At 49.5% G+C, this 26,048-nt stretch carries 23 protein-coding genes; 9 read left to right on the top strand and 14 right to left on the bottom strand.

Features of this window, described 5'->3' with window-relative positions; translation table 11 throughout:
* Window positions 1-44 precede the first annotated feature (44 nt).
* Window positions 45-533 carry a GNAT family N-acetyltransferase gene (locus tag A6395_RS00605; RefSeq protein WP_071397441.1) on the bottom strand — a complete coding sequence of 163 codons (489 nt, stop codon included), beginning with the start codon at window positions 531-533 and terminating at the stop codon, window positions 45-47.
* An 85-nt stretch (window positions 534-618) separates the two neighbouring features.
* Window positions 619-1,014 carry an OsmC family protein gene (locus tag A6395_RS00600; RefSeq protein WP_442899259.1) on the bottom strand — a complete coding sequence of 132 codons (396 nt, stop codon included), beginning with the start codon at window positions 1,012-1,014 and terminating at the stop codon, window positions 619-621.
* Between the two features lie 125 nt (window positions 1,015-1,139).
* Between A6395_RS00600 and cls the strand changes: the two genes are divergently transcribed.
* Together cls and A6395_RS00590 are read left to right on the top strand one after the other, a co-directional pair.
* The gene (gene cls, locus A6395_RS00595) at window positions 1,140-2,597 is read left to right on the top strand and encodes a cardiolipin synthase (RefSeq protein WP_071397439.1); all 1,458 of its coding nucleotides are present in this window, start codon (window positions 1,140-1,142) and stop codon (window positions 2,595-2,597) included.
* A gap of 228 nt (window positions 2,598-2,825) precedes the next feature.
* Window positions 2,826-3,668 (top strand): GGDEF domain-containing protein, encoded by an 843-nt coding sequence (locus A6395_RS00590; RefSeq protein ID WP_159429433.1) that lies wholly within the window; start codon window positions 2,826-2,828, stop codon window positions 3,666-3,668.
* 63 nt (window positions 3,669-3,731) lie between these two features.
* Here the strand turns inward: A6395_RS00590 and A6395_RS00585 are convergent, their stop codons facing one another.
* From A6395_RS00585 to A6395_RS00530, 11 genes are all read right to left on the bottom strand, one after another.
* On the bottom strand, window positions 3,732-5,711 hold the full coding sequence (locus A6395_RS00585) for a methyl-accepting chemotaxis protein (RefSeq protein ID WP_071397437.1): 1,980 nt from the start codon (window positions 5,709-5,711) through the stop codon (window positions 3,732-3,734).
* A 254-nt stretch (window positions 5,712-5,965) separates the two neighbouring features.
* The gene (locus A6395_RS00580; protein ID WP_071397436.1) at window positions 5,966-7,513 is read right to left on the bottom strand and encodes an AMP-binding protein; all 1,548 of its coding nucleotides are present in this window, start codon (window positions 7,511-7,513) and stop codon (window positions 5,966-5,968) included.
* Window positions 7,506-8,366 carry an SDR family NAD(P)-dependent oxidoreductase gene (locus A6395_RS00575; protein ID WP_071397435.1) on the bottom strand — a complete coding sequence of 287 codons (861 nt, stop codon included), beginning with the start codon at window positions 8,364-8,366 and terminating at the stop codon, window positions 7,506-7,508. The genes A6395_RS00580 and A6395_RS00575 overlap by 8 nt, the downstream gene beginning before the upstream one ends.
* A 163-nt stretch (window positions 8,367-8,529) precedes the next feature.
* Entirely contained in the window at window positions 8,530-9,048 is a 519-nt protein-coding gene (locus A6395_RS00570; RefSeq protein WP_071397434.1) for a hypothetical protein, read from the bottom strand.
* A gap of 72 nt (window positions 9,049-9,120) precedes the next feature.
* Window positions 9,121-9,642, bottom strand: a complete 522-nt coding sequence (locus A6395_RS00565) for a GNAT family N-acetyltransferase (protein WP_071397433.1) — start codon at window positions 9,640-9,642, stop codon at window positions 9,121-9,123.
* A 132-nt stretch (window positions 9,643-9,774) separates the two neighbouring features.
* On the bottom strand, window positions 9,775-11,682 hold the full coding sequence (locus tag A6395_RS00560; protein ID WP_071397432.1) for a PTS fructose transporter subunit IIABC: 1,908 nt from the start codon (window positions 11,680-11,682) through the stop codon (window positions 9,775-9,777).
* The gene (pfkB, locus tag A6395_RS00555) at window positions 11,679-12,608 is read right to left on the bottom strand and encodes a 1-phosphofructokinase (protein ID WP_071397431.1); all 930 of its coding nucleotides are present in this window, start codon (window positions 12,606-12,608) and stop codon (window positions 11,679-11,681) included. Before pfkB ends, A6395_RS00560 begins: the two co-directional genes overlap by 4 nt.
* Entirely contained in the window at window positions 12,605-13,351 is a 747-nt protein-coding gene (locus A6395_RS00550; RefSeq protein WP_071397430.1) for a DeoR/GlpR family DNA-binding transcription regulator, read from the bottom strand. The genes pfkB and A6395_RS00550 overlap by 4 nt, the downstream gene beginning before the upstream one ends.
* A 142-nt stretch (window positions 13,352-13,493) precedes the next feature.
* Window positions 13,494-14,402, bottom strand: coding sequence for an alpha/beta hydrolase (locus tag A6395_RS00545; protein ID WP_071397429.1), 909 nt, complete (start codon window positions 14,400-14,402; stop codon window positions 13,494-13,496).
* Between the two features lie 1,103 nt (window positions 14,403-15,505).
* Complete coding sequence (locus A6395_RS00535) at window positions 15,506-16,162, bottom strand: hypothetical protein (protein WP_071397427.1); 657 nt, start codon at window positions 16,160-16,162, stop codon at window positions 15,506-15,508.
* 203 nt (window positions 16,163-16,365) lie between these two features.
* Complete coding sequence (locus A6395_RS00530; protein WP_071397426.1) at window positions 16,366-17,556, bottom strand: zinc-binding metallopeptidase family protein; 1,191 nt, start codon at window positions 17,554-17,556, stop codon at window positions 16,366-16,368.
* Between the two features lie 264 nt (window positions 17,557-17,820).
* Here A6395_RS00530 and nikA point away from each other — a divergent pair, with 264 nt between their 5' ends.
* The 7 genes from nikA (at window position 17,821) to A6395_RS15925 (ending at window position 23,262) form a co-directional block, all read left to right on the top strand.
* Window positions 17,821-19,320, top strand: coding sequence for a nickel ABC transporter substrate-binding protein (nikA, locus tag A6395_RS00525; RefSeq protein WP_071397425.1), 1,500 nt, complete (start codon window positions 17,821-17,823; stop codon window positions 19,318-19,320).
* A 1-nt stretch (window position 19,321) separates the two neighbouring features.
* On the top strand, window positions 19,322-20,263 hold the full coding sequence (locus A6395_RS00520) for an ABC transporter permease (RefSeq protein ID WP_071397424.1): 942 nt from the start codon (window positions 19,322-19,324) through the stop codon (window positions 20,261-20,263).
* A complete protein-coding gene (locus A6395_RS00515; protein ID WP_071397423.1) occupies window positions 20,260-21,039 on the top strand; it encodes an ABC transporter permease in 780 nt (259 codons plus the stop codon). Before A6395_RS00520 ends, A6395_RS00515 begins: the two co-directional genes overlap by 4 nt.
* A 19-nt stretch (window positions 21,040-21,058) precedes the next feature.
* Window positions 21,059-21,829 (top strand): ABC transporter ATP-binding protein, encoded by a 771-nt coding sequence (locus A6395_RS00510; RefSeq protein ID WP_070327334.1) that lies wholly within the window; start codon window positions 21,059-21,061, stop codon window positions 21,827-21,829.
* A complete protein-coding gene (locus A6395_RS00505; protein ID WP_071397422.1) occupies window positions 21,813-22,583 on the top strand; it encodes an ABC transporter ATP-binding protein in 771 nt (256 codons plus the stop codon). The genes A6395_RS00510 and A6395_RS00505 overlap by 17 nt, the downstream gene beginning before the upstream one ends.
* On the top strand, window positions 22,570-22,857 hold the full coding sequence (locus tag A6395_RS00500; RefSeq protein WP_071397421.1) for an MATE family efflux transporter: 288 nt from the start codon (window positions 22,570-22,572) through the stop codon (window positions 22,855-22,857). The genes A6395_RS00505 and A6395_RS00500 overlap by 14 nt, the downstream gene beginning before the upstream one ends.
* 192 nt (window positions 22,858-23,049) lie before the next feature.
* Window positions 23,050-23,262 (top strand): hypothetical protein, encoded by a 213-nt coding sequence (locus tag A6395_RS15925; RefSeq protein WP_159429432.1) that lies wholly within the window; start codon window positions 23,050-23,052, stop codon window positions 23,260-23,262.
* Between the two features lie 40 nt (window positions 23,263-23,302).
* Here A6395_RS15925 and adhE read toward each other — a convergent pair whose 3' ends face one another.
* Window positions 23,303-25,894, bottom strand: coding sequence for a bifunctional acetaldehyde-CoA/alcohol dehydrogenase (gene adhE, locus A6395_RS00495; protein ID WP_071397420.1), 2,592 nt, complete (start codon window positions 25,892-25,894; stop codon window positions 23,303-23,305).
* Window positions 25,895-26,048: the final 154 nt, after the last annotated feature.

The following is a 26,048-nucleotide window of genomic DNA, read 5'->3' as shown; positions in this document are numbered from 1 at the left end:
TTCTTCATGATTCATTGTAACAAAAAAAGGGGTACATTAACCCCTCACGCACTGACACTTTCATCCAAACCATATTCAAACGTGTTGTATCCGTTACGTGAATCGACGTAAACGAAACCAAAACGTGGATAATACTCGTTCAAAAACTCGTTGTCGGCGACACAGTCGAGACGGATCGGCTCGTTACCATCGGCTTCGCGGAGCACATGTTGCATCAGCTGTTGACCGACGCCACGGCCTTTCAATTGCTCACTGACGACGATGCGATGGATGTATTGACCGCGCTCGCCATCTTCCCATAAATTGTGATCCCATTCATCCGGAGGAAGCAAGGCGATCGAGGCCAAGACAAAGCCATGTTGTTCATACACGTACACACTTCCCGTCGCAATGTCGGTTCGCACGCGTTCTAACAAATCCAGCTCCAAATATTCCGTCCACTGGTCACTTCCTGTTTCATTAAGCGCTACGGCTCGTTGTTCGATTAGGTGCGCGATGTGTTTAGCATCGCGTTTCGTCGCGAGTCGAATCATAACGTCCTCCTTTATTTATGCAGTATTTGAAATACCAATATAACGGAGACGTTCGACCGATTTCAACCATCTTGCTTGAGCGATGTCATCGGAACGGGATGACGTCGCCCCCGTTCAATTGATAGCTATACGTCAAAGTCGCGTTCAAGCTATGCGATACCGAGCAATAGCGGTCGACGGACAGTTCGATGGCACGGCGGACACGTTCCTCCGGCATCTCCCCTTCGAGTACATATAAAATATGGATCGTCGTGAACCGCATCGGGTGCTCGGTCGCCCGCACCGCATCGACTTCCATACCGAACCGTTCGAGCGGCAGGCGCATCTTGTGCAAAATCGAGACGATATCGATGCCCGTGCAGGCCGCCGTGGCGTGCAGCAACATCTCGGTCGGCCGTGGCCCCGTATCCAATCCCCCGACATCCGCCGCCGCATCGAGCGTCATGCTATGTCCGGAAGGAGTCGTCGTTTGAAACGCCATCCCTTGTTGCCAATCCACTTTCAAGTTCATCTCAGTCTCCCCCTTATTTTTTCACTAGCATACTATTCCCTCGATTGAGGTATTATAAAGCTAGTTGCACAATTTGTCGTTTAGGAGTGGGTCGCATGGAATGGTCGGTCATAATCAGTTGGGGGCTGTATATCGTCCTCGGGTTAAATTTATTGTTCGCTTTAGCAGTTATCTTCGCGGAGCGCCGCGATGTCGGTGCCACCTGGGCCTGGTTGCTCGTATTATTTTTCCTACCGATCCTTGGATTTATCATCTACTTGTTCCTCGGTAGACAGCTTAAAAAAGATAACTTCTTTAACTTGAGTGTTGAGGAACGATCGTTTCATTCGTTGCAAGTCGAGAGTCAAATCGAACAGATTCGTCGCAAAGAGACCGCCCTCTCGCAACCGCTGTTTGCGAAGTACGAACAGTTGCTCGAGATGAACTTGCGCTCATCGAAGTCACTCATCAGCGTCCATAACAAGTCGACCATCATGCATGACGGTGAACAGAAGTTCAAGGCGCTGATGGACGATATTCGGAGCGCCGAGACCGAGATCAACATCCAGTACTACATCATCCAGCGTGATGCCCTCGGGAAGGCATTGATCCACGAGTTGATCGAGCGCGCCAAAGCGGGCGTCAAAGTCCGGCTGTTGTATGACGCGGTCGGATCGCGCAGCCTCCGCGATTCAGACTTTAAGGAGTTGATCGCGCATAACGGTGAAGTCCGTGTCTTTTTCCCACCGACGTTCGGCTTGATCAATTTCAAGTTGAACAACCGGAACCACCGAAAAGTCGTCATCATCGATGGGAAGATCGGCTACGTCGGCGGCTTTAACGTCGGTACCGAATACCTCGGCCTCGTCGAAAAGTTCGGCTATTGGCGCGATACCCACCTCCGGGTCGAAGGGGACGTCGTCTACCACCTGCAGCACCGGTTCATCTTGGACTGGAACTTTTCGGGGAGCAAGCATCACGACCCTGAAAACTCGTTCTGCTTCGCGCACCATGATATTAAAGAGCAGTCACCGATGCAAATCGTGACGAGCGGACCGAACTCGGACACCGAGCACTTGAAGAATATGATGATTAAAATGATCGCGTCGGCGAAGCAACGGGTCATCATCCAAACGCCTTATTTCATCCCGGATACGAGCTTCATGGACGCCTGCAAGATGGCACTCCTCTCTGGTGTCGAGATGGACATCATGATTCCCGGAAAACCGGACCATCCGTTCGTCATGTGGGCGTCGCTGTCGTTTCTCGGTGAGCTGCTCGACTACGGGGCGAACGTCTACATGTACGATGAAGGCTTCCTGCACGCGAAGACGCTCGTCGTCGATGATGAAATTTCAACTGTCGGGACGACGAACTTGGACGCTCGCAGCTTCCGCTTGAACTTCGAAGTGAACGCCATCATCTACGACGAGCGGGTCGCTCTTGAGCTCGCCTCGTTGTTCGAGTCGGACGTCGCCGTCAGTCGCCGCTATACGGTCGACGACTATGCGGTCCGGAAGTGGAGCGTCCGGATGCGCGAAGGTGTGTCACGGTTGCTCAGCCCAATCTTATGACCGTTGTGGGATCGCGCCAGCGGTCTCTTTTTTATGTCCATCAACCGACAAATTCTAGATTTCAGCTTATTTTTATCATGTTTTAGCTAATATTCTTCCAAATAAGGGTATAAAGTATCAGTACGAACGTCCTAAACTCTCGTTTCGTTAAAGAAAGGAGGAAGTATGCGTTCGCGCATATGTCATTCTATGGCTGATCAAGAACGAATTCACCAAGACACCCACACCATGAAACCCGATCCTTCCTCATGGGACCAGTTACCGATCGGCCTGTTCGCATTCAATCTTGATGGGCATATCGTCAGCTATAACGACTCGTTCCTGGATTTACTCGGGATCGTTCCCCCGTTTAATTTAGCGCTCGATCGATTCACCTCATCCTCGTTTGACTTGGCTAGCGCCATAAGACGTGTCCTAAACGGCGAGACGATTCGATTGGCTGGATGGTACCAAGCACCGAACCGACAACCGCGGTTTATTCGGACGACGATGTCACCAAGCTTTCAAACCGATGGTCAAGTCGACGGCGGTGTCGGCGTCATCGAAGACACGACCGAACAGCGACGTTATGAAGAACGGATGGAGCATCTGTCGTCACTCGACCCGTTGACCGAGTTATTCAACCGTAAAAAAGTCGGCGACGTCCTGACCTCGGCTGTCCAAGATACGGTCGACACGAAAGCACCTGCCGCCGTCATCATGCTCGATATCGACTACTTCAAGCTCGTCAACGACACGTTCGGTCACCCGACCGGCGACCTCGTGTTACGTTCGATTGCTCAATTGCTCCGCCGTAATATAAGGAAGACCGATTCGATCGGTCGCTGGGGCGGCGAGGAGTTTTTAATCGTCGCCCCGCAGTCGACACTTACTGATGGCATCCAGTTGGCCGACAAGTTACGTCAAAAGATCAACGACGAACCGTTCGGTCCGGTCCCGCACGTCACATGTTCGTTCGGCGTCAGTTCGCTTGATGGCGGAAAGACCGTCGAACAAGCGCTCCAAGACGCGGACGAGGCACTGTACGTGGCAAAAAACTTAGGCCGCAACCAAGTGTCGAGCAAACGATGATATGAACTCTAAGAAGAATCGAAATGTACCAAAAAGGCAGAGCAAATCCGCTCTGCCTTTCGTTTATACATTGAATCGTGATACGAGTTCTTGCAACTCCTCCGCCATATCGGCGAGTGCTTTCGCGGATTGCGAGACTTCCTCCATCGAACCGAGCTGGTCTTCTGTCGTTGCCGCGACTTGTCTCGAGGCGTTCGAATTCTCGTCGGCGATGTGAGCGATTTGCGTCGCTGATGCTGAAACTTCTTCGACGTTCGCCGCGATCTCTTCGACAGTGGCCGTCACGTCCTCGATCCGTGGCGTCATCTCCTGCGTCCGTAACATAATCTTCTTGAAGCGCTCCGCCGTGTTCTCGGTCGTCTCAAGACCCGCTTTCGTATGGGCCGACACTTCTTTCATCAACGTGACAGACCGCTCCGTCTCTTGCTTGATGTTCTCAATCAACTGCGAAATTTGCTTCGTAGAGTCCTGTGACTGTTCTGCTAACTTACGGACTTCACTCGCGACGACGGCAAACCCTTTCCCGTTCTCACCGGCGCGGGCAGCCTCGATCGCCGCGTTCAAAGCGAGTAAGTTCGTCTGCGTCGCGATCCCGTTGATCACATCGACAATGTTTCCGATTTCATTCGAGCGGTGAGCGAGCGACTGGATGACTGCGCCGAACGTCTCGACCGATGTGTCAATCGCCTTCATTTGCGTCACGTTATGGGTGACCGCTGCGGTGCCATCCTCTGCTTCAATCGCCGTCTCACGAGACAGTTCTGATACGTCTGTCGAGCTTTCGGCGATGCGCATGATGCCTGCCGTGATCGCTTGGAGTGAGACGGCGTTGTCATCGAGCTGACGTTTCGAATCATCGGCCCCGGCCGCCATCTGCTGGACCGCACCGGCGATCTGCTCAGAAGATGCTGTATTTTGCGCCGAGTTGGCCATGAGTTCTTGCGACGATGCGGCGACTTGCCCGATCGATTGATCGAGGTTGATGATGATCGAACGGAGTGACGCCGTCATGCCGTTGAAACTTTCAGCGACCCGGCCGATCTCATCGTTCGAATCGATGATGATTTCTTCCGTCAAATCTCCCGCTTGAATCCGTTCCGCGCCCGTCGTCAAACGGTTCAACGGTCGAATGATCGAGCGTAAGATGAAGTATAAGATGATTGAGGCCAAAAGACTCATCGCAACAATCACGCCCACGGTCGTCCACAGGATACCTACCGTCTCGTTGGTGATTTCTTCATCGTACAACGTTCCAGCCACTTTCCAGCCGGTCAAGTCGTTCGTCATGAAGTCCATTTGTTTCCCTTTGTTTTCAAACTCATATGAGAAACGTCCTTCATTTTCTGCATAGAGCGGTTTAACCCATTCTCCTTCACCTTTCTCACCGGCAGCAAATGTCGGATGCGTCACGAACTGTTGGTTCGCATCAAGGATCGTGACGTAGCCTTCTTTCCCGATCTGAATGCCAGTCGCGACTTCAGCGATATCGTCAACGTCGACGTCGACCGCAATGACGCCACGACCGTCATCGGTTGTCTGCGATAGCGTGACCATCATTTTACCTGATGACGCATCGACGTAAGGGTCGGTGATAACGACGTCGCCTCCAGCACCATCTGCTGCTTCGTACCATGGTCGTGTCCGAGGATCGTAATCATCCGGTAACGTTTGCGTCGGGTAGATTGTCATCGCGCCTTCAGTAGACGCGTAATAGATGTTCGTCACTTTTGGGTGGGTCGCCAAATATTCGACGAATTTCTCCTCTAACCCAAGGTTGTCTTCCCCTTCTTCGTAGAGCGACTCGTCGATCCGCCCCGCAAAAAAGGCGACATCGCGCTCGATTGGTTCGATCAGGTTCGTGATCTCATCATTCATCCGCTCCACACCCGCGTGCGCCGACTGCATGATTTGATCCGTGATTTTTTGTTTCGCCTGGTAATAGGCGACGAAGCCGATCAATAACGATGGAATCAATAATAAGAGCAATGACATCGTGATCAACTTTTGTTTAATGCTGATGGCTCGTTGTTTCGTCCGTTTCATAAATAACCCCTATTCCCGAGAATACCTCTCGCTACGTTAACCTATCTATCGGCTAGAATCGGGTCTTTTTTGATAACCCAGACAAAAAATCGTCACCGTTTTTCTATTTTTGTCAATTGAAAACCTTTTCATTCGACAGTTTGTCAAATTAAGCGCAACACTTCATCCACTCGATGATTACCTCTTTCAGTTCCACTTCCTCACCCGTGATCAAAGTACTCTCAACATCTTTTATAGCTCTATTTTTCAATTACTTAGCCCTCGACACGAGTAATTGTTTGAACTTGTTTTCTGTCCAGCTTTCCAACCGGTGTATAAGGCAACTCCTCAACAAAAGCGATTTCTCGAGGAACTTGGTATGCTGCCACTCGTGTGCGTAACCAGCTTAAAAGTGCTTCTTCAGTCATTTTTTTATCAGAATACAGCTGTACGAATGCCTTCAGAATTTTGCCAGCGTAGACATCCTCTATACCGATTACAGCGACGTCTTCGACACTCGGATGAGTGCACAAAGCAACTTCTATTTCCGACGGATAGATATTGTTGCCGGCTGAAATGATCAAATCGTCTGTTCGTCCACACAGGAAATAATAGCCGTTCTCGTCCCGGTATCCGATATCGCCAGTTTGAATCCAGAGGCTTGGGCTGTTTTTCATTGACCACTTATTCCGAATACAAAATTGCCCAATACTGCCGGTTTCAACTTCTTTCCCATCCACGACTACCTGCAATTGACTTCCCGAAATTGCTTTTCCAAGCGTGTTTGCATGATAGTTTAAATCTTCAGGTGTAGCAATGATATTCAAGCCGGCTTCCGAAGTTCCGTATAGATTGTATAAGATATTTCCCAGATGATTGTTTACTTCATCCACTAAAACCGGATTTAGTTTTGCACCTCCAGACGCAATGCAAGCTAGAGAACCGAGCGCTTCTTTATCGTGCTTCAACATTTTATGAACCATCAAAGGAACTACTGTGACAACTTCTACCTGATGCTGCCGAATAAGGGCGCATGCTCTTTTCGCATCAAAGCTCTCCTGAATGACAACTTTCTTCCCCAAAGCAAAAAATGATAACAGTACAGCGATGCCGTAGCCATGGTAAATCGGCGTTGCAATATAGGCAGTGCTGTACGTTGGCAGCTGCAGTCGGTTCAGTAAAGCAGCAAAAGGATCCAGGAAACTAAAGAGGGATGGGCGGTGAATCGCTTGTTTGGGCTTTCCAGTGGTGCCACCGGTCAACAGCACAATCTTTCCGCTGGAAGAGGCCGTCAATTTTTCTTTTCTATGTAGAGCCGAATCCGACAAACTGTTGATGGATTCATTTTTTTCATGATAACTGACGATTTTTGAATGTTGGTAAGACGATTTTTCAATCAATCCGCTAAACTCTTCGTCGTAAATCAGGAAGTCGAAGTGATGTTCTTGCACTAGCCGATTGAACTGCAGTTGACTCATGGAACAATTGAGCAAGTATATATCTGTGCCGAGCCGCGAAGCAGCAAAAATGCCCTGCACGAAGGAGGCGTGATTTTTACAGAAGAATGCCACTTTATGTCCTTTACAAATCCCATGCCTCTCTGCTAGAAGATAAGCGAGATTTTCACAGTGCTTCTGCAGCTCCTGATAATTGAGTGTTTCCCGACTATCCACCAGAGCTGTTTTTTGGCCTCTCGTCTTTTCTGTCAATGAAAAAAGAAGCATAAGGTTTACACCGTTTTGACGGATCGCGAAGCAAAGACGTCCTAAGTTTGATGGGGAAAGAAAATTGAGCTGCGACAATATTTTCAGCAAATTAAACATCGCCTCTTTCACGCTCCTTTTTTCTTAATAACCTGAGGACGATAAACGATAACGGTGATCTGAAAATAACTGAAGCCCATTGACCTAGAATCAGCCACCACGGTTTATAAACTTTTCTTTTCGTATACAAGGCGTGTCCGATCAGTTCCGCCACGTGACCCGGTGACATGGCAGGGGCAGTCTGATAAGCAAGTGTCGGTTTAATCATTGGTGTCTTCACAAGAGGAAGATAAATGGAAGTGGTGGCAATGTTTTTGATTTTCAGTTCCGGCTCCGCCGAGCGCAACCACGTATCAAAAGCGGTTTTCGACGCCTGGTAGGCAGCCCAGTGAGGTATAGGGAATAGCAACACATTTATGGTGGAGACATTGATGATGTGCCCGTTCTTTTTCGCAAGCACTGGAATGAGCGATAGCAACAACTGTACCGGAGCAAAATAATTAAGCGCCATGGTACGTGTGAAGTCATGGTAACGATCCAGCGACTGGGCAATTGGACGGTTGATGGAGATTCCGGCATTGCTGACGACAACATCCACTCCGTCCGTTAATTGATGAAGAAATACCAGCAATCCTTTTCGTTCCTCTTCATTGCGCAAATCTGCCGGGAATACCGTTACACTGGCTGTAGCTTTTTCGATTTCGACTTTCATGACGTTCATGTTGGCTTCTCTGCGGGCCACCAGAATCAGATGCGCAGTTGTATTCGCTAATAGATAGGCGAACTCCTTGCCGATTCCTGAACTCGCTCCAGTAATCAGGACAGTCTTTCCATCCATCTCTTTTTTCAGCTTCTCGAAATTGAGGGAAGGCGATAAAAATAGGGCTCTCTCCAGTAGAGTGTAGTTATGCATGTAGCCAGCACCTTTTTGTAAGATATCGTTATAAAATCGGGAATCTTCCGACTCTTATTTTTTAAATTTTACCATTTAAACATGATTAACGGATAGATAAGGAGGAAAGATAAACAACGTCCTGCCCTGATCCTCTAAGTCGTTTATTTAGTATCACTTTGACTTAATCTTCGAGATACATATCCAAATGCAACAACTCGTCTCGCAGCGGCGACAAATCGTTCAACGAATGGACGCCCATCATATAGTCGTATCCAAAGAACACTTTAAAGCTATATTGTTCGTCCGACTCATTCACTTTATATTCTAACTCGGCATAAAGCGTATTCCGGAACATGAGGCGAAGCATGTTCGGGATTTGGTCGCGTGACAGCACCTTCCCTGGCTTCACTTTTTTGCGAAGGTCTCTCATTCGGATTGGATAAAGCGTATTGAACGCGCGTTTCGAAGAAGGTCGATAGTCATAGTCGCGTCGTTCTAGATAGGAGACGGTCAATGTCTTCACGCCTAAATAATCCATGATTCGCTCAATCGCTTTAACGTAATTCGATTCCACGCGGAGATATTCCTCCAACGTGAAGACGACACCGTCAAACGTTCGATTGATGTCCGAGATTTCGGTCCACTCGTCAATCTCCCCTCTCGTTTCAGGATGATATTTGGTTACGTTATAGATGTTCACATCATCACCTAGCCTGTTTCTTGTTTTGTAAGTAGTCTAAAAAAACGGACACGACGGTTGAGTCGTGTCCGATCATGCTCCGACGATGGCGTCGTGATTTCCTTCCGTCCACCCGTAGGCGATCTCACGGAGAGACAGTTCCCCGAACAGCCGCTCTTTTGAATCAATGACTTGCCCTTGTTTTTGTTCATAAAACGCTCGATGCGGATTCAGCTCGAGCGACCAAATGATCAATCCATGTCCGTGCATCGCATGAACTGCTTTTTCGAGCAGCATCGAACCAAGACCGTTTCGCTGGTGCTCTTCGAGAATATAAATCGCATAAATCTCGTTTGGATGGTCCGGATAGTCCCCCGTCCGCTCGTCCCCATACAATACGAAACCAACGATTTCCTCATCGACTATGGCGACGAATCCTCTGACTTCGCGGTTAGAAAGGGCACTTCGGATTTTTTCCGACCATTCGATCGATCCAGAAGAAAGCTTTAATAAAATTTCAGTCGGAACTATCCCCCGATAAGTCGTTCGCCAACCGTTGACCCTGACGCGTGCGATCCCGTAAGCATCTTTCGGCTCAGCTTTCCGTATTTGCATCCGTACCCCCTCCTACCCTAAGTTTTACAAATATCTTACCACAAATCACCGAATCGAAATCACACATCTTCTCGAAACGACTGACAATCATTTGACAAAAAACGACCGTAGGAATCCCTACGGTCGAGTTTGTTAAGCGACATCACGCGTTGGCTCTGCCGTCGCTGTCGTAAGCGGTTTTTTCAAGAACGAGAGGAGGAGTGCTCCGACGAGTGCCCCTACGAGAATCGCAAGTGCGTAGAGACCCATGCTCATCGCGACGTTTCCAGCTCCTTCAAGTAATGGGAAGACGAAGATCCCACCGTGCGGCGCCGGCAATTGGATGGTGAAGAAAGCAGATAAGCCACCGGCAATCGCTGACCCGAGGATCGCTGACGGCAACACCCGGATCGGGTCGGCCGCAGCGAACGGGATAGCCGCTTCTGTGATGAACGAGGCGCCCATGATGTACGCCGTCTTACCAGCTTCACGTTCTTGTTTCGAGAACTTCTGACGAGCGAACACGGTTGACGCGAGCGCGACGAGAAGCGGTGGCACCATGCCACCTGCCATGACGGCCGCCATGACTTCTTGGTTTCCGGCTGTGAGTGCCGCCGTACCGAACACGTATGCTGTCTTGTTGATCGGACCGCCCATATCGACGGCCATCATGCCACCGACGATGACACCGAGCAAGATGGCGTTAGCACCACTCATGCTGTTCAAGACTTCCATCAACCATGTCATGAACGCTGCAATCGGTTGGTTGACGACGAGTAACATGATCATCCCGGAGATGAACGAACCGAGCAACGGATACAAGAGGACTGGTTTGATCCCTTCAAGCGAGGCCGGAAGTTTTGCGAGTGCTTTGACTAAGAAAAGGACGACGTAACCAGCAAGGAAACCGGCGATGAGTCCACCGAGGAAACCAGCGCCACCTTGGCTAGCGAGCAAACCGGCGACGAGACCTGGTGCGAGACCCGGACGATCGGCAATCGACATCGCGATGAAACCGGCAAGGATTGGGACAAGGAAGCTAAATGCCGCTCCACCAATCGTATTTAATTGGGCAGCAAATTCATTGAACGACGGGTCATCTGGGTTAGCCGAGTTGATGCCCCAGAAGAAACTGATGGCGATCAACAGTCCACCGGCGACGACGAGTGGGAGCATAGCCGATACACCGCTCATCAAGTGCTTATAAATCCCAGTGCGCTGCTCTTGCGAGGCTCCAGACTTGCCTGATGCCTTGTATACAGGTCCGTCTTGTTTGACGGCCCGGTTGATCAACTCTTCCGGTTTACGAATGCCTTGCGCGACCGGAACTTCGATCACATGTTTTCCGGCGAACCGCTCCATTTCAACGGCCTTGTCGGCAGCGACGATGATGGCTGTTGCTTTGGCGATATCCGCTGCCGTCAATTCATTTTTGACGCCGGTCGAGCCGTTCGTCTCGACCTTGATGTCGACACCCATCGCTTCTGCTTTTTGTTTCAAGCTGTCTGCTGCCATATACGTGTGTGCGATGCCGGTCGGGCAAGCTGTGACGGCAAGGATATAAGGTGCATCCTTTTTGACCGTTTTTTCAGCAACAGGTGCCGCTTCCGCCGCTTCTTTTTCTTCGATCGCGCGAATGACATCGTCTTCAGACGTTGCCGCATAGAGACGTTCCTGGAATTTTGGATCCATCAGGAAGACGGATAATTTCGAGAGTGTCTCCAAGTGTTCGTTGTTGGCGTGTTCGCCTGCAGCGATCATAAAGAACAAGCGGCTGTCTTGACCATCGAGCGCTTCATAGTCGATCCCGCTCGAGCGACCAAAAGCGATTGCGGGTGCTTTGACAGCTTTCGTCTTCGCGTGCGGGATGGCAATCCCTTCACCGAGTCCGGTCGTGCTTTGCGCTTCGCGGGCCAAGATGGCGTCGCGATAACCGTTCCGGTCCGATAGCTTACCGGCCCGGTCGAGCACGTCGACGAGTTCTTCGATGACGTCCGCTTTTGAACGACTGCGGAGATTCAGTTGGATTGTGTCCTTTTTGAGTAGGTCCGTGATGTTCATGTTGTTTCCTCCAATCGTGATAGTGGGGTGACGTCGACTTCGCCGACCAAGCGGTCCACGTCTTGTTTCGTACAGAGGCCAAACGTATAAGCAGATGCACTGCCGGTCGTGACCGCATAGCGGAACGCCTTGGTTGCGTCATGGTCTAAAATGTTGGCGACAAAACCGGCGACGAGTGAATCGCCCGATCCGACCGAATTGACAAGTTTCCCGCTCGGAGTATTCGCCGTATAGGCGCCTGAACCGTTGACAAGCATCGCTCCGTCTCCTGCGAACGAGACGATGACGTTTTTGGCGCCACGCTCGACTAACTGTTCAGCGTAAGGTAGCGCCTGGTCAAACGTCTCGATGTTGACGTCAAACAGTTCACCGAGCTCGTGATGGTTCGGTTTGATCATGAGTGGTTCGAGCGAGAGCACTTCTAGCATCGCTTCTTTTGTCGTATCGACGACGAAGTCGGCTCCGTTCGCTCGAACTTTCTCAGCGAGCGTCCGGTAAAGTGTGCTCGGCAGATTGCTAGGGATGCTTCCGGCCAAGACGACGATATCACCTGCTTGGACGTGTTCGAACTGTGCCGTCAACTGTTCAAGTTCCGTGTCCGAGATGACAGGACCACTCGCGTTCAATTCCGTCTCTTCTTTCGCCCGGATCTTGACGTTGATTCGGGTCTCGCCATCGACTTCGATGAAATCGGTCTCGACACCCTTGTCCGTCAACGCTTTCTTAATGAACTCACCTGTCGTCCCGCCGATGAATCCTAGTGCGACCGTATCGGCGTCAAACTCACGTAGGACGAACGAGACGTTGATACCTTTTCCTCCGGCCCGTTGCGTCGTCTCTTGGATGCGGTTAACCTCGCCTAAGACGACTTCTGGCAAAGTGACGTAATAATCGATTGATGGATTAAGTGTTAATGTGTAAATCATTGGGCGTTCACCACCTTTGTTAATGTTTGGACTGAACTGACGTACGGTGCATCGCTAATCGTGATGAGTGTCGCCGCCTCGAGGGGCGCGACTCGGCTGAACGAACGTTTCCCGAATTTTGAATCGTCCGCCAAGATGTAGGCTTCCCGAGCTAGTTCAATCGCTGTCTTTTTGACTAGGGCTTCTTCTGGGTCAGGCGTCGTGTAACCGGCTTCTAGGTCGACACCGTTGATACCGAGAAAAGCGACATCGACCCGATAGTTCATCATGCTCTCGCGGGCGTTGTAGCCGACGAGCGCTTGCGTCGAACGTTTCAACTCGCCGCCGATCACGAACGTCTTAATGTCGAGACCGAACAAGTCGTTGGCAATCGGGAGGCTGTTCGTGACGACGATGACTTTCTTACCTGTCAAGTAAGGGACCATCGCTTGTGTCGTCGTCCCGGCATCGAGATAGACGGACATCCCGTCTTCGATGAACGTCGCGGCCTTCCGTGCGATCGCGACTTTCTCATCGACGTGCCGATCCCGTTTTTCCTCGAACGTCGGTTCGTCTTCAGCGCGAACGACGAGCGTCGCCCCGCCATGAACCCGTTCAAGGTAGCCTTCGACCTCAAGGTCTGTCAAATCACGGCGGATCGTCGACTCTGACGCCCCCATCCATTCGACCAACTCTTTCAGCTTGACGATCTTTTGTTCCGACAACCGTTGCAAAATCATCTGATGTCGTTGTTTCGTTAACATCGTATTCCCTCCGTATCTCTAATATAAAGCGTTTACATTCAAAAAACAATCAAAAACATTCAAATTCATTCACTTTTTATCTTATCGTCACAATTATAACATAAAAAACGGTCAACTAGTGACCGTTTTAGACTGTTATTCATTATTTGATTAACCAATCGTTCAATTTCTGTAACAGCTGTGGATGAAGCGGGGCCTCGATCGCCTCACGATATTCTTTGTGCAACGTTAAAAGTGAATGCGGGCTCGTCCGTTCGACGAGCAGGTGGTTCATATCTTTAATGATATAGCTGTCGACATCGCCTTTCGTCCGCAGTGAATGGACGTGTTCAGGCGGGACTTGTACGTCACGGTCACCAGTGATGGCAAGCAGCGGGACGCGCACGAGCTCGAGCCGTTCTCGGACGTCATACGACGCATGTTCACGAATCCATTTGGCGTTGACGACTTGGCCTCGGTATTTGAACGCAGCGACGTTCGTCCGGAGCGACCGCTCGAGCAGATCGTCTTGCCGTTGTCTGACTTTTTTCGGGACACCGGTCAACCGATAAAACATCCCTTTCAACCCTTTCACGCGCCCGATCTCGGATGCGAGCGCGTCGGCTTGATGTAAGAACATCTGCTTCGACGAATCGTTGAATCCGGCGAGGAGGATCAATCCGGCCGCATTCGTCTCGAGTTGAACGGCCGGGGCGATGACCGCCCCTTCGCTATGGCCAAGCACGTAGACATCGCCCGTTTCAGGCAACCGTTGGATCGTTTTCACGACTTCGATTGCATCGTTGACCAAGTCATGGAGTCCGACTTTATTAAAGTCACCGTCCGACTCCCCAATCCCTTGTTTGTCGTACCGAAATACGTTGACGCCCATGCCATATAGCGCGTCGGCTAGTTTTTTATACGTATTGAACTGGACAGGTCCGACATTACCGTTCCGGTCACTCGGCCCGCTCCCGCTCAAGATGACGACCGTCTTTCGCGGCGTGTCATGCAATGATAACGTCCCGGCTAACTCACCATAGTTCATCTTAATCTTCATATCTCGTTCCATTGTATCGCCTCCTCTTTCATCATACCGGACATCGCGACGCGTATCGAGTAAAAGTAAAGGGCGTCATCATCTGATCCTTCGATGTTTCGGGACTGAGTTCAGAAATGAATTGAATTCCCGCTATACAAATCCGACCAAACTAAAAGGTTAATTATTCCAAATTGTCGAAATGTAGTATTAAGAACCTATGCCCACTTCATTATATGAAGTAGTATGCTTTATCGGCAATTCAATCTCATTTACAGAAAGGATTACGAGAATGCTTGAAAAAATAGTAAGGCACAGTTGGAATGCTCTCTCAGGCACGTTTGTTTTGGTCAATTCGTTTGGGTTAACTGTCGGCCGAGCGGTTTTTGCGGAAACGGATACGCCAGAATACAGATGGTACTTTATGTTGTGGTTTGCACTGTGGACAATCGGTTTCCTCTTACAGTTCAGACAGCGAACGAAATGGATTGGTTTGTTGATTACGTTTATTCCAACGGTTTATCATCTGTTTCTTGTACTGCGAGCGATGGAACTTTTTTAGTTTTCGCTTCTTCTATCCATGCTTCATAAAATACGTGTAGTCATCACGAAAGGACTTCTGCATATGCGGAAGTCCTTTTGGTCTAGAAGTTCAGTTCAATACATAGAAATGGTTTAGTTCAATGCTTGTAGTGCGAATGAAATGCCGTTTAATGCGTTGATCAGCTCATTAATGTGCCATGCGATATAACCAGTGCTAATCGCTATAATCGCGAGCATTGATAACTTGAGCACTTGAATTTTATCGCTCATTCATATCACCCTTACATTTTTAGTTTAAACTTCAATCACTATAAACAAGCATACCATTTTTCCATTATTATGTAATTATTCATTAGGAAAGAATTCACTGTTAAGACACTTACTCATCTCCATCCCGCAAGAATATCTCGAAACATTGAAATTCAAACACTCTAATTTCGATCATCGAGTGGTTCAACTAAAATCCCAACTCAGCTTCTGTATGGGGTTCGTCCCCGCGAACGCTTTTCAACATATGTTCTTCACTTGCGATAAACATGCCGCTCTCAAACTGAATGACATGTTTGACCCGCTCCGCCAACTCACATGTACTTTCACTTGTGATTCATATAAAAACAGCTTAGTTGTTGCTCTTCACTCGAACTTCCCCAAACACACACGCTGTAATGTTTTCTACATAGTAAGGGAACTAGTTTCGAGAAATCGAACTGTATATGATTATTGATTCCTTCCTCTAACAATTTGTCCATTAGTTGTTCAGACGACTCGTCTTCTGATTTGTTTATCAAGACAATGCCATAGTGGTTGGAATAGCCACTTGCGAGCTTTATGGCAGGTAACAAAAAATCGGCATTGAATTCTGAGATTCCGACATAGAAAGCCTCTCCATTCTTCCACACTAACTTTTCAATTCTTGAGGTAAAGCCACTGCAATCCATCTCATTCTCGAGAGCTTTCCATAGCTTGTAATAATGAAAGATTTTTTCAGTTTGTCTATACTCATTCTGTTTCAAGGCAATCAAGTAGAGTTTGTATCGCATATGACTTAGCTCGTTCGTCAAATGATTTTTAAACAATTCCTCACATTTGATTTTGAACTGCTCGATTTCTTCTGGGAAAAGTAACATTTCCCCCACAATACAAAAAGCGCTTATTTGTCTAAGGTCGTCTTCTAAATGAGAATCTAACTCTCTGCCCTTCCAACCAAATGCTGAGTAAACGTCTTTGATTTCTTCAAAGTAAACGTTCATGTTTTCTCCGTTTCTTCTATGTGATTGACACGACTCTCATCTAGGTTACGATGCGTCCACTACCTTGGCGAAAATCATTCTTATCATTACTGTGACAACCTTTTTTTCATCTCTTGATCAGCTTGCTGCCTAATCATTCGCCCCAAGGAGTCATGTGAACAAAAAGACTGCAGACCATGTGTCGTCTATAGTTCAAGATTAGCTTATTGCCTTTTCAACCACTCGACCACCCATTCTACGTGCTCGAGCATCGCTTCGTCAGAGAGCCGATCGATTGTGTCGTCCTTGGTGAAGACGTCCTGGTCTGCCGTGATTGAATCGTTCAACGAGACGACGTCGATACCGGCTTGTCGATATTCGTCTAAAATTGACACCCCTAAACTTCTCACCTCGACATCTTCAAATGATACATCATCCATAAACGGGTACGACGTCATGCCGTGCGTTTTGAGGAATCGATCCGTGTCACCTGTCCCGATTAAGTCGAGCAACATGACGGTTCTCGGCGTCATGCCACGTCCCTCTAACAATCCGAGGTAATGCGTGCTCGCCTCATATCCTTCACCATACCCATTTAAAAACACGTAGCGAATCGTCGCATCCGTCTTCATGCCATCCATCGCTTGAATGACATGAAACAGAATCGAGGCACCACCGAGGCCAATCAACGCGTGGTCACCATACCCGCTGCTATCGAGCCGTGCCATCACGATGACTTCTTCATCGGTCGTCCCCGCCTGAACGAATTCAGTGTAAACCATCTCCGTCTCGAACGGCTCAATCGTCACGGTTTGACCATCGGTGATTGATTCGGCGGCATCGGCTCCAATGCCGGTCCCAGCGAGACGAATCGCGGCCGACACATAAACGAATCCGAACTCGTCTGGTGCATCTTTATGTGGGGTGATCAAGTAGCCAGCCGCTCCCGCCTCTTTCAATTTCGACAAGTAGCGATTCGCCGCCTCATCATTGAGGACCTCACCGTAATGGTCAATCTCGTAAGCATCTTCTCGCATCTCAAATGACGCGTCGGTCATCGGCAAGACGACGATTTTACCTGTCACGTCAGGAATTGGTGCGTCCCACTCGGCGTGGATGATTTCGCCTTGAATCGGTTCTTGAATCATCATCGACGAGTAACCTTCGAACGCCTCATCTTCTATCGTGACATCCGTCCAAAACGTTTGGATCGGTGCGTCGTGCATAACACGCTCCATGTTCAAATCAAGGTCGACACCGAGCGACTCAAACAGCTCCGTGTTCTCCCAACTATCGATTTGTCGGTCGTACGTGGCAAAATATCCGGCCGTCTCGTACGGTGTCTCTTGCGAGAACGGGATCACATATAAAAACGTGACATATAGGGCATAAACCAAACTGAATAAGATGTTCATGTTGCGTGTCTCCAATACATATAAATAAATTCGCCAATAAATTGTAAAGAATGGATAACTTGGCATTAATTATTATATATGCGTTCTCAAAATAATTGAATTTAAATTTCTAAGTTTTTCAATATATTTTAAGATTTCATCGACCTACCGTTCTCTAATTCATCTAATTCATTATGAGGAAAAAATAACGCATTGATACATCGTAATAATTACGCTATGATTTAATTCGTAATCATTACAATTTGAAAGAAGGATGTCATCTCTATGAAATATGTAGTTCCGCTCATATGTACTATCGCTCTATTTTTTTTAACGGCTTGCAACGATTCCAATCAAGACGATCGGCATTTACATTTCGTCTATAACTTCTCAACTCAGTCGCTAGACCCCCACCGCGATTCAAGTTACGTTCCGCTCCGGGCCGGTGTGACAGAGACGCTTTTTAAATTGAACGATGAGACGTTATCGGTCGACCCCTGGCTCGCACAATCGTTCGAACAAGTGAACGAAACGACGTGGCGCGTTTACATACGAGAAGACGTGACGTTCCATAACGGGAAACCGCTCGACACGCAGGCCGTCAAACGTTCACTCGACCGTTCTCTCGAAGAGAATACAGGGATCCGCAGTGCATTGCGTATCGAATCGATTACAGCGGAAGCATCGAGCCTCCTAATCGAGACGACCGTCCCTTATCCAGAACTCGTCAATGAACTCGTCCATCCGAACACATCCATCATTGACGTCACTGCAGATGATGCCATCGATCAAATGCCTGTCGGGACCGGCCCTTATCAAGTGACGTCGTTCCAACCCGGCTCGAACATCCAACTTGAACGGCATGATGCATACTGGGACGGTCAACCGAAACTCGATACGGTCACGTTCACGTTCAACGAAGACCCGGGGTCGCGCACGATGGCGCTCCGGTCTGGCGAAGCAGACATCGTCTATCGTCCAGAAATCGAGATGATCGACACGTTGGAGCAGGACGGGTTCGTCGTCGACAAGGCGGAGACGTTCCGTGTCCATCAGTTGACGATGAACCTTGAACGTGAACATATGCAGTCACTCGCGATGCGCCGCCTGATTGACTCGCTCATCAATCGCGAACAAATCGTGGACGGCATTTTGAATGGCTATGCCACACCTGCTGTCGGTCCATTCTTACCGTCGTTCCCGTTCGCCCCGTCCTACCCTTCTGACGAGGGACAAGATGTCCTGGACCTGGTCAAACAAGACGGTTACGAGCAAGTCAACGGCGTGTTGATGAAAGACGGTGAGCCGGTTCGGCTCAATCTGTTGACGTATAGCTCACGACCTGACTTACCACTCATCGCACAGTTGATTCAATCGGATGCGAAGCAAGTCGGGATAGAAATCGATATTCAAATGATTGACACACCGGAAGAATATATGGCCGCCGAACGAGACTGGGACCTTGCGACGTATAGCAATTTGACCGCACCACGTGGGGACGGCGGCTACTACTTGAACGCCACGTTCCATCCGAACGGCGCGTTGAATTTCAGTGGCGTAGAAGATGCGACATTGACGCAGAAAATCGACCGCTTGAATCAGACGGTCGACCGTGCTGAACGCGACCGAATGACCGAAGAAATTGCGCAATATGTCGATGAACGTGTCATCAACTCATTTTTAGTCCACCCTTCGACGAATGTTGCTTTGAAAGACAACGTGCATGGGTGGGTCACTGAAAAGAGCGAATACTATATGATCACAAAAGATTTGGATGTGTTGTGATATGACGCGATTCGTGGCACGTAAATTGCTTGAGTGGGGACTAGCTTTTCTAGTCTTCACTTTTTTCAGTTTTTTGCTTCTCCGACTCGTCCCGGGAGATCCCGTCCTATACTTATTGAAGGTCGACGAACTGCAAGTCGATGTCGCCGAGATTGACCGCCTCCGCGAGGAGCTTGGCTTCACGGATCCGGTATGGGTCCAATACGTGAATTGGCTCTCTGAAATCGTTCGATTAAACTTAGGCGATTCACTCATCACCGGTCAGCCTGTGACACAATTGTTTAAAAACAACTATGCCGCGACGTTCGAACTCGCGGCCGGAGGTCTCCTCGTGGCGATTGTGCTCGCCGTCCCGCTCGGTACCATCAGCGCTTTCCGACCAATGTCTGTCTTTTCCAAGCTAGCAACCGGATTGTCGATTGTCGGGTCATCGGTCCCTAGTTTTTTAATCGGCTTGTTTTTGATGTATGTATTCGCCGTGTCACTCCAATGGTTCCCTGTAATGGGACGAAACGGCTGGGACAGCCTCGTCTTACCGTCTTTGACCTTAGGCATTGCCGTTGGCGGCGTCTATATCCGGCTCATCCGCTCGACATTACTCGACGTGATGGCGGCTGATTACGTCGTGATAGCAAAAGTTCGGGGAATCCGTTCAAAAAAATTACTGACGCGCTATATCGCCCGGGCCGCCTTGCCCCCTGTCATCTCGATGTTCGGCGTGAGCGTGGCGAGCCTCATGGGAGGAGTCGTCGTGCTCGAAGTGTTATTCGCTTATCCCGGGGTCGGCAAACTGATGGTGGATTCTGTTTCACGCCGCGATTTCCCCGTCTTGCAAGGGTATCTCGTCTTTACGACTTGTTTAGTCGTCAGTATCAATCTCGTGACCAACGTGATGTTACGTTTACTGCAGCCTCACCTCTATCGAAAGGATGTGTCCCGATGAAACAGCGCCGATTCATCATAAGCGGTTTGGCAATCTTCGTCGTGATGTATGCATTGACATCGATGGTCGACCCGTTCGCGACGAACGTGACGAATCGACTTGCCTCACCATCGCTGCATCATCTGCTCGGCACCGATCACCTAGGGCGAGACGTCTTGTCACGACTCCTTCTTGCAGGCGGGATCACGGTCGGTTTAAGTACCGTCATCATTCTCATCACAGCGACGGTCGGCATCATTCTTGGGACGATCAGCGGGTTCGTCTATCGCAAATTGGAGCGAATCGTCACAAAAGTGACAGATGCGACCATCATCTTTCCGGATACGGTGCTCGCCATCGTCCTCGCTGGAGTCTTAGGTCCGAGCATTCAAAGCCTTGTGCTCGCCATCAGTTTGATTAAGTGGACGTCCTATACACGACTCGTACACACGCTCGTCCTGCAAGAGAGCACGAAGGGACACGTCCTCGCTGCGCGCGTGAACGGTCTTTCGAAACCGAAAATCGCACTCCGGCACGTTCTTCCTGCCGTCTGTCCGCACATTCTTGTCGTCATGAGTCTTGACCTTGGAAAAGTCATCCTCTTGATTTCCGCCTTCTCCTTTATTGGACTAGGTGTTCAATTACCGTTACCAGAATGGGGGGGGATGATCAGTGAAGGACGACATTACCTTGCAACGAATCCGGCGCTCGTTCTTTGGCCGGCGTTCTGTATCGTGTTAACGATTATCGGGTCGACGAGACTCTCGACAAAACTGACACGTCATTTTCAAGTTTAAGAGTTAGGAGGCAACGTAATTGTTAGTCATTGATCAACTTTCTATCAAGCATGACGAACGTCCACTTTTACAAGACGTCTCATTCGCCATCGAACGAAATGAGTGGGTCTGTCTCGTCGGCGCGAGCGGAAGCGGCAAATCACTTCTCGTCAAATCGATTTTGCAGATGCTTCCCAACACGCTTCAGACGACAGGTACAATTTATTGGAACGACCAAGAGATTGGGGATGCCAGTAAAACGTGTTCCATTTATGGGTGCGAGATTGGATACATCCCACAACATTACACGACGTCGTTCGCACCATTTTTGACGATGGATGAGCATATTCGGGACTTGTTCGAAAGTCATGACGAGGCGTACGACAAAGACCGTATCCGCTCCGCCATGGCCGAGATTCATTTATCGGAAGAACTCCTCAATCGCTATCCGCTCGAACTGAGCGGTGGTCAACTTCAGCGGTTTTGCTTATTACTTGCGAGCATTCTTCAACCAACACTCATCATCGCGGACGAGATCACGAATGCGCTCGACGTTCTGACCGCTCGGCAAGTGACCGAGTGGTTGAAGTCGATGATCGGTCAAACATCGAGCATGCTGTGGGTCACTCACGATTTAGCCGAAGCGATGACCTATGCCGATCACATCCTCGTCATGAAAGATGGGCGCATCGTTGACGCGGGAAATCGTGAGCACCTGATCGCCTCGGAGAACCCGTATACCAAGTCTTTGCTTCAAGCGGCACCGATTTTAAAACGAGAGGAACGACTCGAACATGTTATTACACGTTGAAAAAGTCTCGAAAAACTATGGCGGCCACTCTGTATTACGTGACGTCACGTTCACGGTTCAGGCTGGTGAATCGGTCGGCTTGATTGGGACGAGCGGTAGCGGAAAGAGCACCTTGTCTCGCTGTATACTCGGACTTGAGCTGATTGACGCGGGACAGATTCAGCTATGTGATTTGTCTTGGCAGACCGCTTCATGTCGGGAGATCACACAGATGAGGCAACGCATTCAAGCTGTGTTTCAAGACAGCGCCGAATCGTTCAACCCGAGATGGACGCTCGCAGATTCCATCTTAGAGCCGCTTCGCCATTTTCGGCTAATCGAACCGTACGATGAACGAGCCAAGTTAGAACACTTGTTTGACATCGTTCAACTTCCGCACACATGCATGGCCTCGTATCCTCGTGAATTGAGCGGAGGGCAAAAACAACGTGCCGCCATCGCCAGGTCTCTCAGCCTGAATCCTCAACTCATTCTTCTCGATGAGGCAACGACAGCACTGGACACCATCACGCAACATCACATCGTCGACATGCTAAAGTCCTATCATCGCGACCAGTCGATGGCATTTTTAATCATCTCCCACGATTTATCGGTCGTATCGAAACTGTGTGACCGTATCCTTGTCTTGTCCGAAGGGACGATTGTAGACTCTTTCAACGGCAATGAATTGTTTGATGACTCGCGCCATCCGTACACGATTGCATTGTGCGACGCCTTCGTCGAGAAAGGTCGTTTCTTGCATGGTGTCGACTAAATCATTTTGGCTCATCGCTTACCCGCTCGTGCTCGCCGGTTTCTCAACGCCGCTGCTTGGTGTCATCGATACAATTGTAATCGCGAACACGGACGAATTGACCGCGATTGGTGCAGTCGCCGTCGGGGCGGTCGTCTTTAACACCCTTTATTGGCTGTTCGGCTTTTTAAAGATTAGTACGAGCGGATTCACAGCGCAAGCACTCGGTCAAAACGATTCAACACGCGTTCAAATGAGTCTATTTCGCCCGCTCGTCATCGCGTTTGATGAATGAACGCAGGAGACGATACTGTCTGTTTTCGCCATCTCACCTTTCTTAAAAATGGTATAGTGAAAAGATATTACAAAGTCGAAAGATAGAAATACGAAAACCCAAAGACGGTTGGTGCAATCTATGAATAATGTTTACAATCCGAATCAACAAATAAAGAAAAAGCGCTACCTGTGCGCTTTCCTCCTCCTCGCCTTGCTCAATACAGTACAACATGCATACGACATTGGTTTTGACGCATCCTCTCCGTACCGACTCGTCGGCGGTCTAGTTTTTTATGCAATCTTGCTTTATTTTGGGCTGAGAAATAAAGCGTGGGCTGAGATCGCGATCAAGTTTGTCGTCTGGTTCAACGTCATCGCTTTATCCGTCATCCTCCTGTTTATGGGACTTTCCTTAATCGCATGACAAAAGGCGATCACTCGCTTGAGTGATCGCCTTGTTTTGATTATACGCCTTCGTACGCTGCGTACATGATTTCTTTCAATTCTTCGACGAGCGGCATTTTCGGGTTCGCCGTCGTACATTGGTCTTCGAACGCGTCGACCGCCATTTTGTCGATCTTCGCATCGAGGTCCGCTTTCTTGATGCCTTGTGCTTTGAACGAGAGTTTGATGTTCAAGCGCTGTCCGAGCTCGATGATCGCTTGGACGAGTGACTCGACGCCTTCTTCAGTCGTCTTCGCCGGGAGTCCGAGGAAGCGTGCGATTTCAGCGTAGCGCTCGTCAGCGATGAATGACTCATATTTCGGGAACGCCGCGAGTTTTGATGGGCGTGTCGCGTTGTAGCGGATGACGTGCGGCATGAGGATCGCGTTCGTCCGACCGTGCGGCACGTGGAACTCGCCACCGATTTTGTGCGCGATCGAGTGGTTGATTCCGAGAAACGCGTTCGCGAACGCCATACCGGCCATCGTTGAGGCGTTGTGCACTTTTTGACGAGCTTCAGCGTCGCTTCCGTTTTCGTAAGCTTTCGGGAGGTAGTCGAAGATCATCTTCATCGAACGGAGGGCCAGTCCGTCTGTATAGTCGTTCGCCATGACCGATACGTACGCTTCGATCGCGTGTGTCAAGACGTCCATTCCTGTGTCAGCCGTGATTGAAGCCGGTACCGTCATAACGAACTCAGGGTCGATGATGGCGACGTCTGGTGTGATCGCGTAGTCGGCAATCGGGTATTTGACGTTCCGTTTTTTATCAGTGATGACCGTGAACGGTGTCACTTCTGAACCTGTACCTGACGTCGTCGGGATCGCGACGAACATCGACTTGTTGCCGAGCGTCGGGAACTTGTACGTCCGTTTGCGAATATCCATGAACTTCTGGCGAAGGTTTGAGAACTTCTCTTCTGGACGTTCGTAGAAGAGCCACATCCCTTTCGCAGCATCCATCGGTGAACCACCACCGAGGGCAATGATCATGTCTGGTTGGAATTGGCGCATCGCTTCAGCACCGGCCATGACCGTCTCGACCGATGGATCTGGTTCGACTTGGTCGAAGATGCGGTAGTCAACACCAGCCGGCAAGTTTTTGATGACTTTATCGGCAAATCCGAGTTTGACCATCATTTCGTCTGTGACGATCATTGCCCGCTTTTTAGATGTGAGCGACTGCAAGTATTGAACCGAGTTTTTCTCGAAGTAAATTTTTTCAGGGACTTTAAACCATTGCATATTCACGCGACGTCTCGCCACCTTTTTCACGTTGAGTAGATGTTTCGCCGTCACGTTCTCAGAGACGGAGTTTTTACCGTACGACCCACAACCGAGTGTGAGTGATGGTGTCAATTCGTTGTAAAGGTCACCGATACCGCCGTGTGCCGTTGGCGAGTTGACGATGATGCGGCAAGCTTTCATGCGAAGTCCGAACGCGAGGATTGCTTCATCGTCTGTCGAGTGGATTGCGGCTGTATGGCCGAGACCACCGATTTCAAGCATTTTCTCAGCGATGGCGAAGCCTTCTTCTCGTGATTGAACTTTATAAGCGCCGAGCACCGGGCTGAGCTTCTCGTGTGAGAGCAGTTCTGTCGCACCGACCGTCTCGAGTTCAGCGATCAAGATTTTCGTGTCGGCCGGGACGCTGAGTCCAGCTTTCTCGGCGATCCATGCTGCCGGTTTCCCGACGATCTCAGGGTTGACCGCACATGTGTCTGTCTTGATGACGAGTGTTTCGAGTTTGGCTTTTTCTTCAGGTGAGCAGAAGTAGCAGCCGAGCGCTGTCATTTCACGCTTCACGTCTTCATATACTTCTTGGTCGACGATGATCGCTTGTTCTGATGCACAGATCATGCCGTTATCGAACGTTTTCGATAAGATGACGTCCGAGATGGCGCGTTTTACTTTCGCTGTCTTGTCGATATAAGCCGGGACGTTACCAGGTCCGACGCCGAGCGCTGGTTTACCTGTCGAGTAAGCCGACTTCACCATTGCCGCGCCGCCTGTTGCGAGTACCATGGCCACGCCTGGGTGGTTCATGAGTGCTTTCGTCGCGTCGAGTGACGGTTTTTCGACCCATTGGATCAAATGTTCCGGTGCACCTGCTGCGATTGCTGCGTCACGAAGGACACGGGCCGCTGCACTTGAACATTGTTGTGCTGACGGGTGGAAGCCGAAAATGATCGGGTTACGTGTTTTGATGGCGATGATCGCTTTGAACATCGTCGTTGATGTCGGGTTCGTGACCGGTGTGACCCCGGCGACGACACCGACCGGCTCGGCGATGTATGTGATGCCGTTTTGCTCATCGTCTTCGATGACGCCGACCGTTTTCTCACCGCGAAGTGAGTTGAAAATATATTCTGTCGCAAAGATGTTTTTGATCATCTTGTCTTCAAACACACCGCGACCTGTTTCTTCATATGCATGTTTAGCGAGTGCGACGTGTTGCTCGAGTCCGGCTAACGCCATCGCTTGGACGATCGTGTCGATTTTCTCTTGGTCAAACGTCATCAACGTGTCGAGTGCCGTGTGCGCTTGCTTGACGAGCGTGTCGACCATCTGTTCTGCTGATGTTTCCACTACTGCTTTCTCTTTAACTGCCATGTTGGTTTCCTCCTCATGAATGAGAGCTGATCTTCTGACTTGATGGAGAGCACGGGATAATCGGTTTGCCTGATAATAGTTTGTGCTTTCCTTCACATTCATAGAATACACCGTTTTATTCAATTTGTGCGTGACAACAATGTGAACTCATTCA

The sequence above is a fragment of the Exiguobacterium sp. SH31 genome, assembly GCF_001816105.1.
Lineage (GTDB): Bacteria > Bacillota > Bacilli > Exiguobacteriales > Exiguobacteriaceae > Exiguobacterium > Exiguobacterium aurantiacum_A.
The sequence above is the reverse complement of the archived record's forward strand: the minus strand, read 5'-3'. Positions and strand labels throughout refer to the sequence as shown.

Coding starts and splice junctions, on each gene's coding strand:
- A6395_RS00535 (WP_071397427.1), bottom strand. CDS start 16,162: ATGAACGTTTACTTTGAAGAAATCAAAGACGTTTACTCAGCATTTGGT.
- A6395_RS00550 (WP_071397430.1), bottom strand. CDS start 13,351: ATGTTAACGAAACAACGACATCAGATGATTTTGCAACGGTTGTCGGAA.
- A6395_RS00600 (WP_442899259.1), bottom strand. CDS start 1,014: ATGGCGTTTCAAACGACGACTCCTTCCGGACATAGCATGACGCTCGAT.
- A6395_RS00575 (WP_071397435.1), bottom strand. CDS start 8,366: ATGCATAACTACACTCTACTGGAGAGAGCCCTATTTTTATCGCCTTCC.
- A6395_RS00505 (WP_071397422.1), top strand. CDS start 21,813: ATGTTATTACACGTTGAAAAAGTCTCGAAAAACTATGGCGGCCACTCT.
- A6395_RS00565 (WP_071397433.1), bottom strand. CDS start 9,642: ATGCAAATACGGAAAGCTGAGCCGAAAGATGCTTACGGGATCGCACGC.
- A6395_RS00545 (WP_071397429.1), bottom strand. CDS start 14,402: ATGGAACGAGATATGAAGATTAAGATGAACTATGGTGAGTTAGCCGGG.
- A6395_RS00515 (WP_071397423.1), top strand. CDS start 20,260: ATGAAACAGCGCCGATTCATCATAAGCGGTTTGGCAATCTTCGTCGTG.
- A6395_RS00590 (WP_159429433.1), top strand. CDS start 2,826: ATGAAACCCGATCCTTCCTCATGGGACCAGTTACCGATCGGCCTGTTC.
- adhE (WP_071397420.1), bottom strand. CDS start 25,894: ATGGCAGTTAAAGAGAAAGCAGTAGTGGAAACATCAGCAGAACAGATG.
- A6395_RS00520 (WP_071397424.1), top strand. CDS start 19,322: ATGACGCGATTCGTGGCACGTAAATTGCTTGAGTGGGGACTAGCTTTT.
- nikA (WP_071397425.1), top strand. CDS start 17,821: ATGAAATATGTAGTTCCGCTCATATGTACTATCGCTCTATTTTTTTTA.
- A6395_RS00530 (WP_071397426.1), bottom strand. CDS start 17,556: ATGAACATCTTATTCAGTTTGGTTTATGCCCTATATGTCACGTTTTTA.
- A6395_RS00585 (WP_071397437.1), bottom strand. CDS start 5,711: ATGAAACGGACGAAACAACGAGCCATCAGCATTAAACAAAAGTTGATC.
- A6395_RS00500 (WP_071397421.1), top strand. CDS start 22,570: ATGGTGTCGACTAAATCATTTTGGCTCATCGCTTACCCGCTCGTGCTC.
- A6395_RS00580 (WP_071397436.1), bottom strand. CDS start 7,513: ATGTTTAATTTGCTGAAAATATTGTCGCAGCTCAATTTTCTTTCCCCA.
- cls (WP_071397439.1), top strand. CDS start 1,140: ATGGAATGGTCGGTCATAATCAGTTGGGGGCTGTATATCGTCCTCGGG.
- A6395_RS00560 (WP_071397432.1), bottom strand. CDS start 11,682: ATGAACATCACGGACCTACTCAAAAAGGACACAATCCAACTGAATCTC.
- pfkB (WP_071397431.1), bottom strand. CDS start 12,608: ATGATTTACACATTAACACTTAATCCATCAATCGATTATTACGTCACT.
- A6395_RS00605 (WP_071397441.1), bottom strand. CDS start 533: ATGATTCGACTCGCGACGAAACGCGATGCTAAACACATCGCGCACCTA.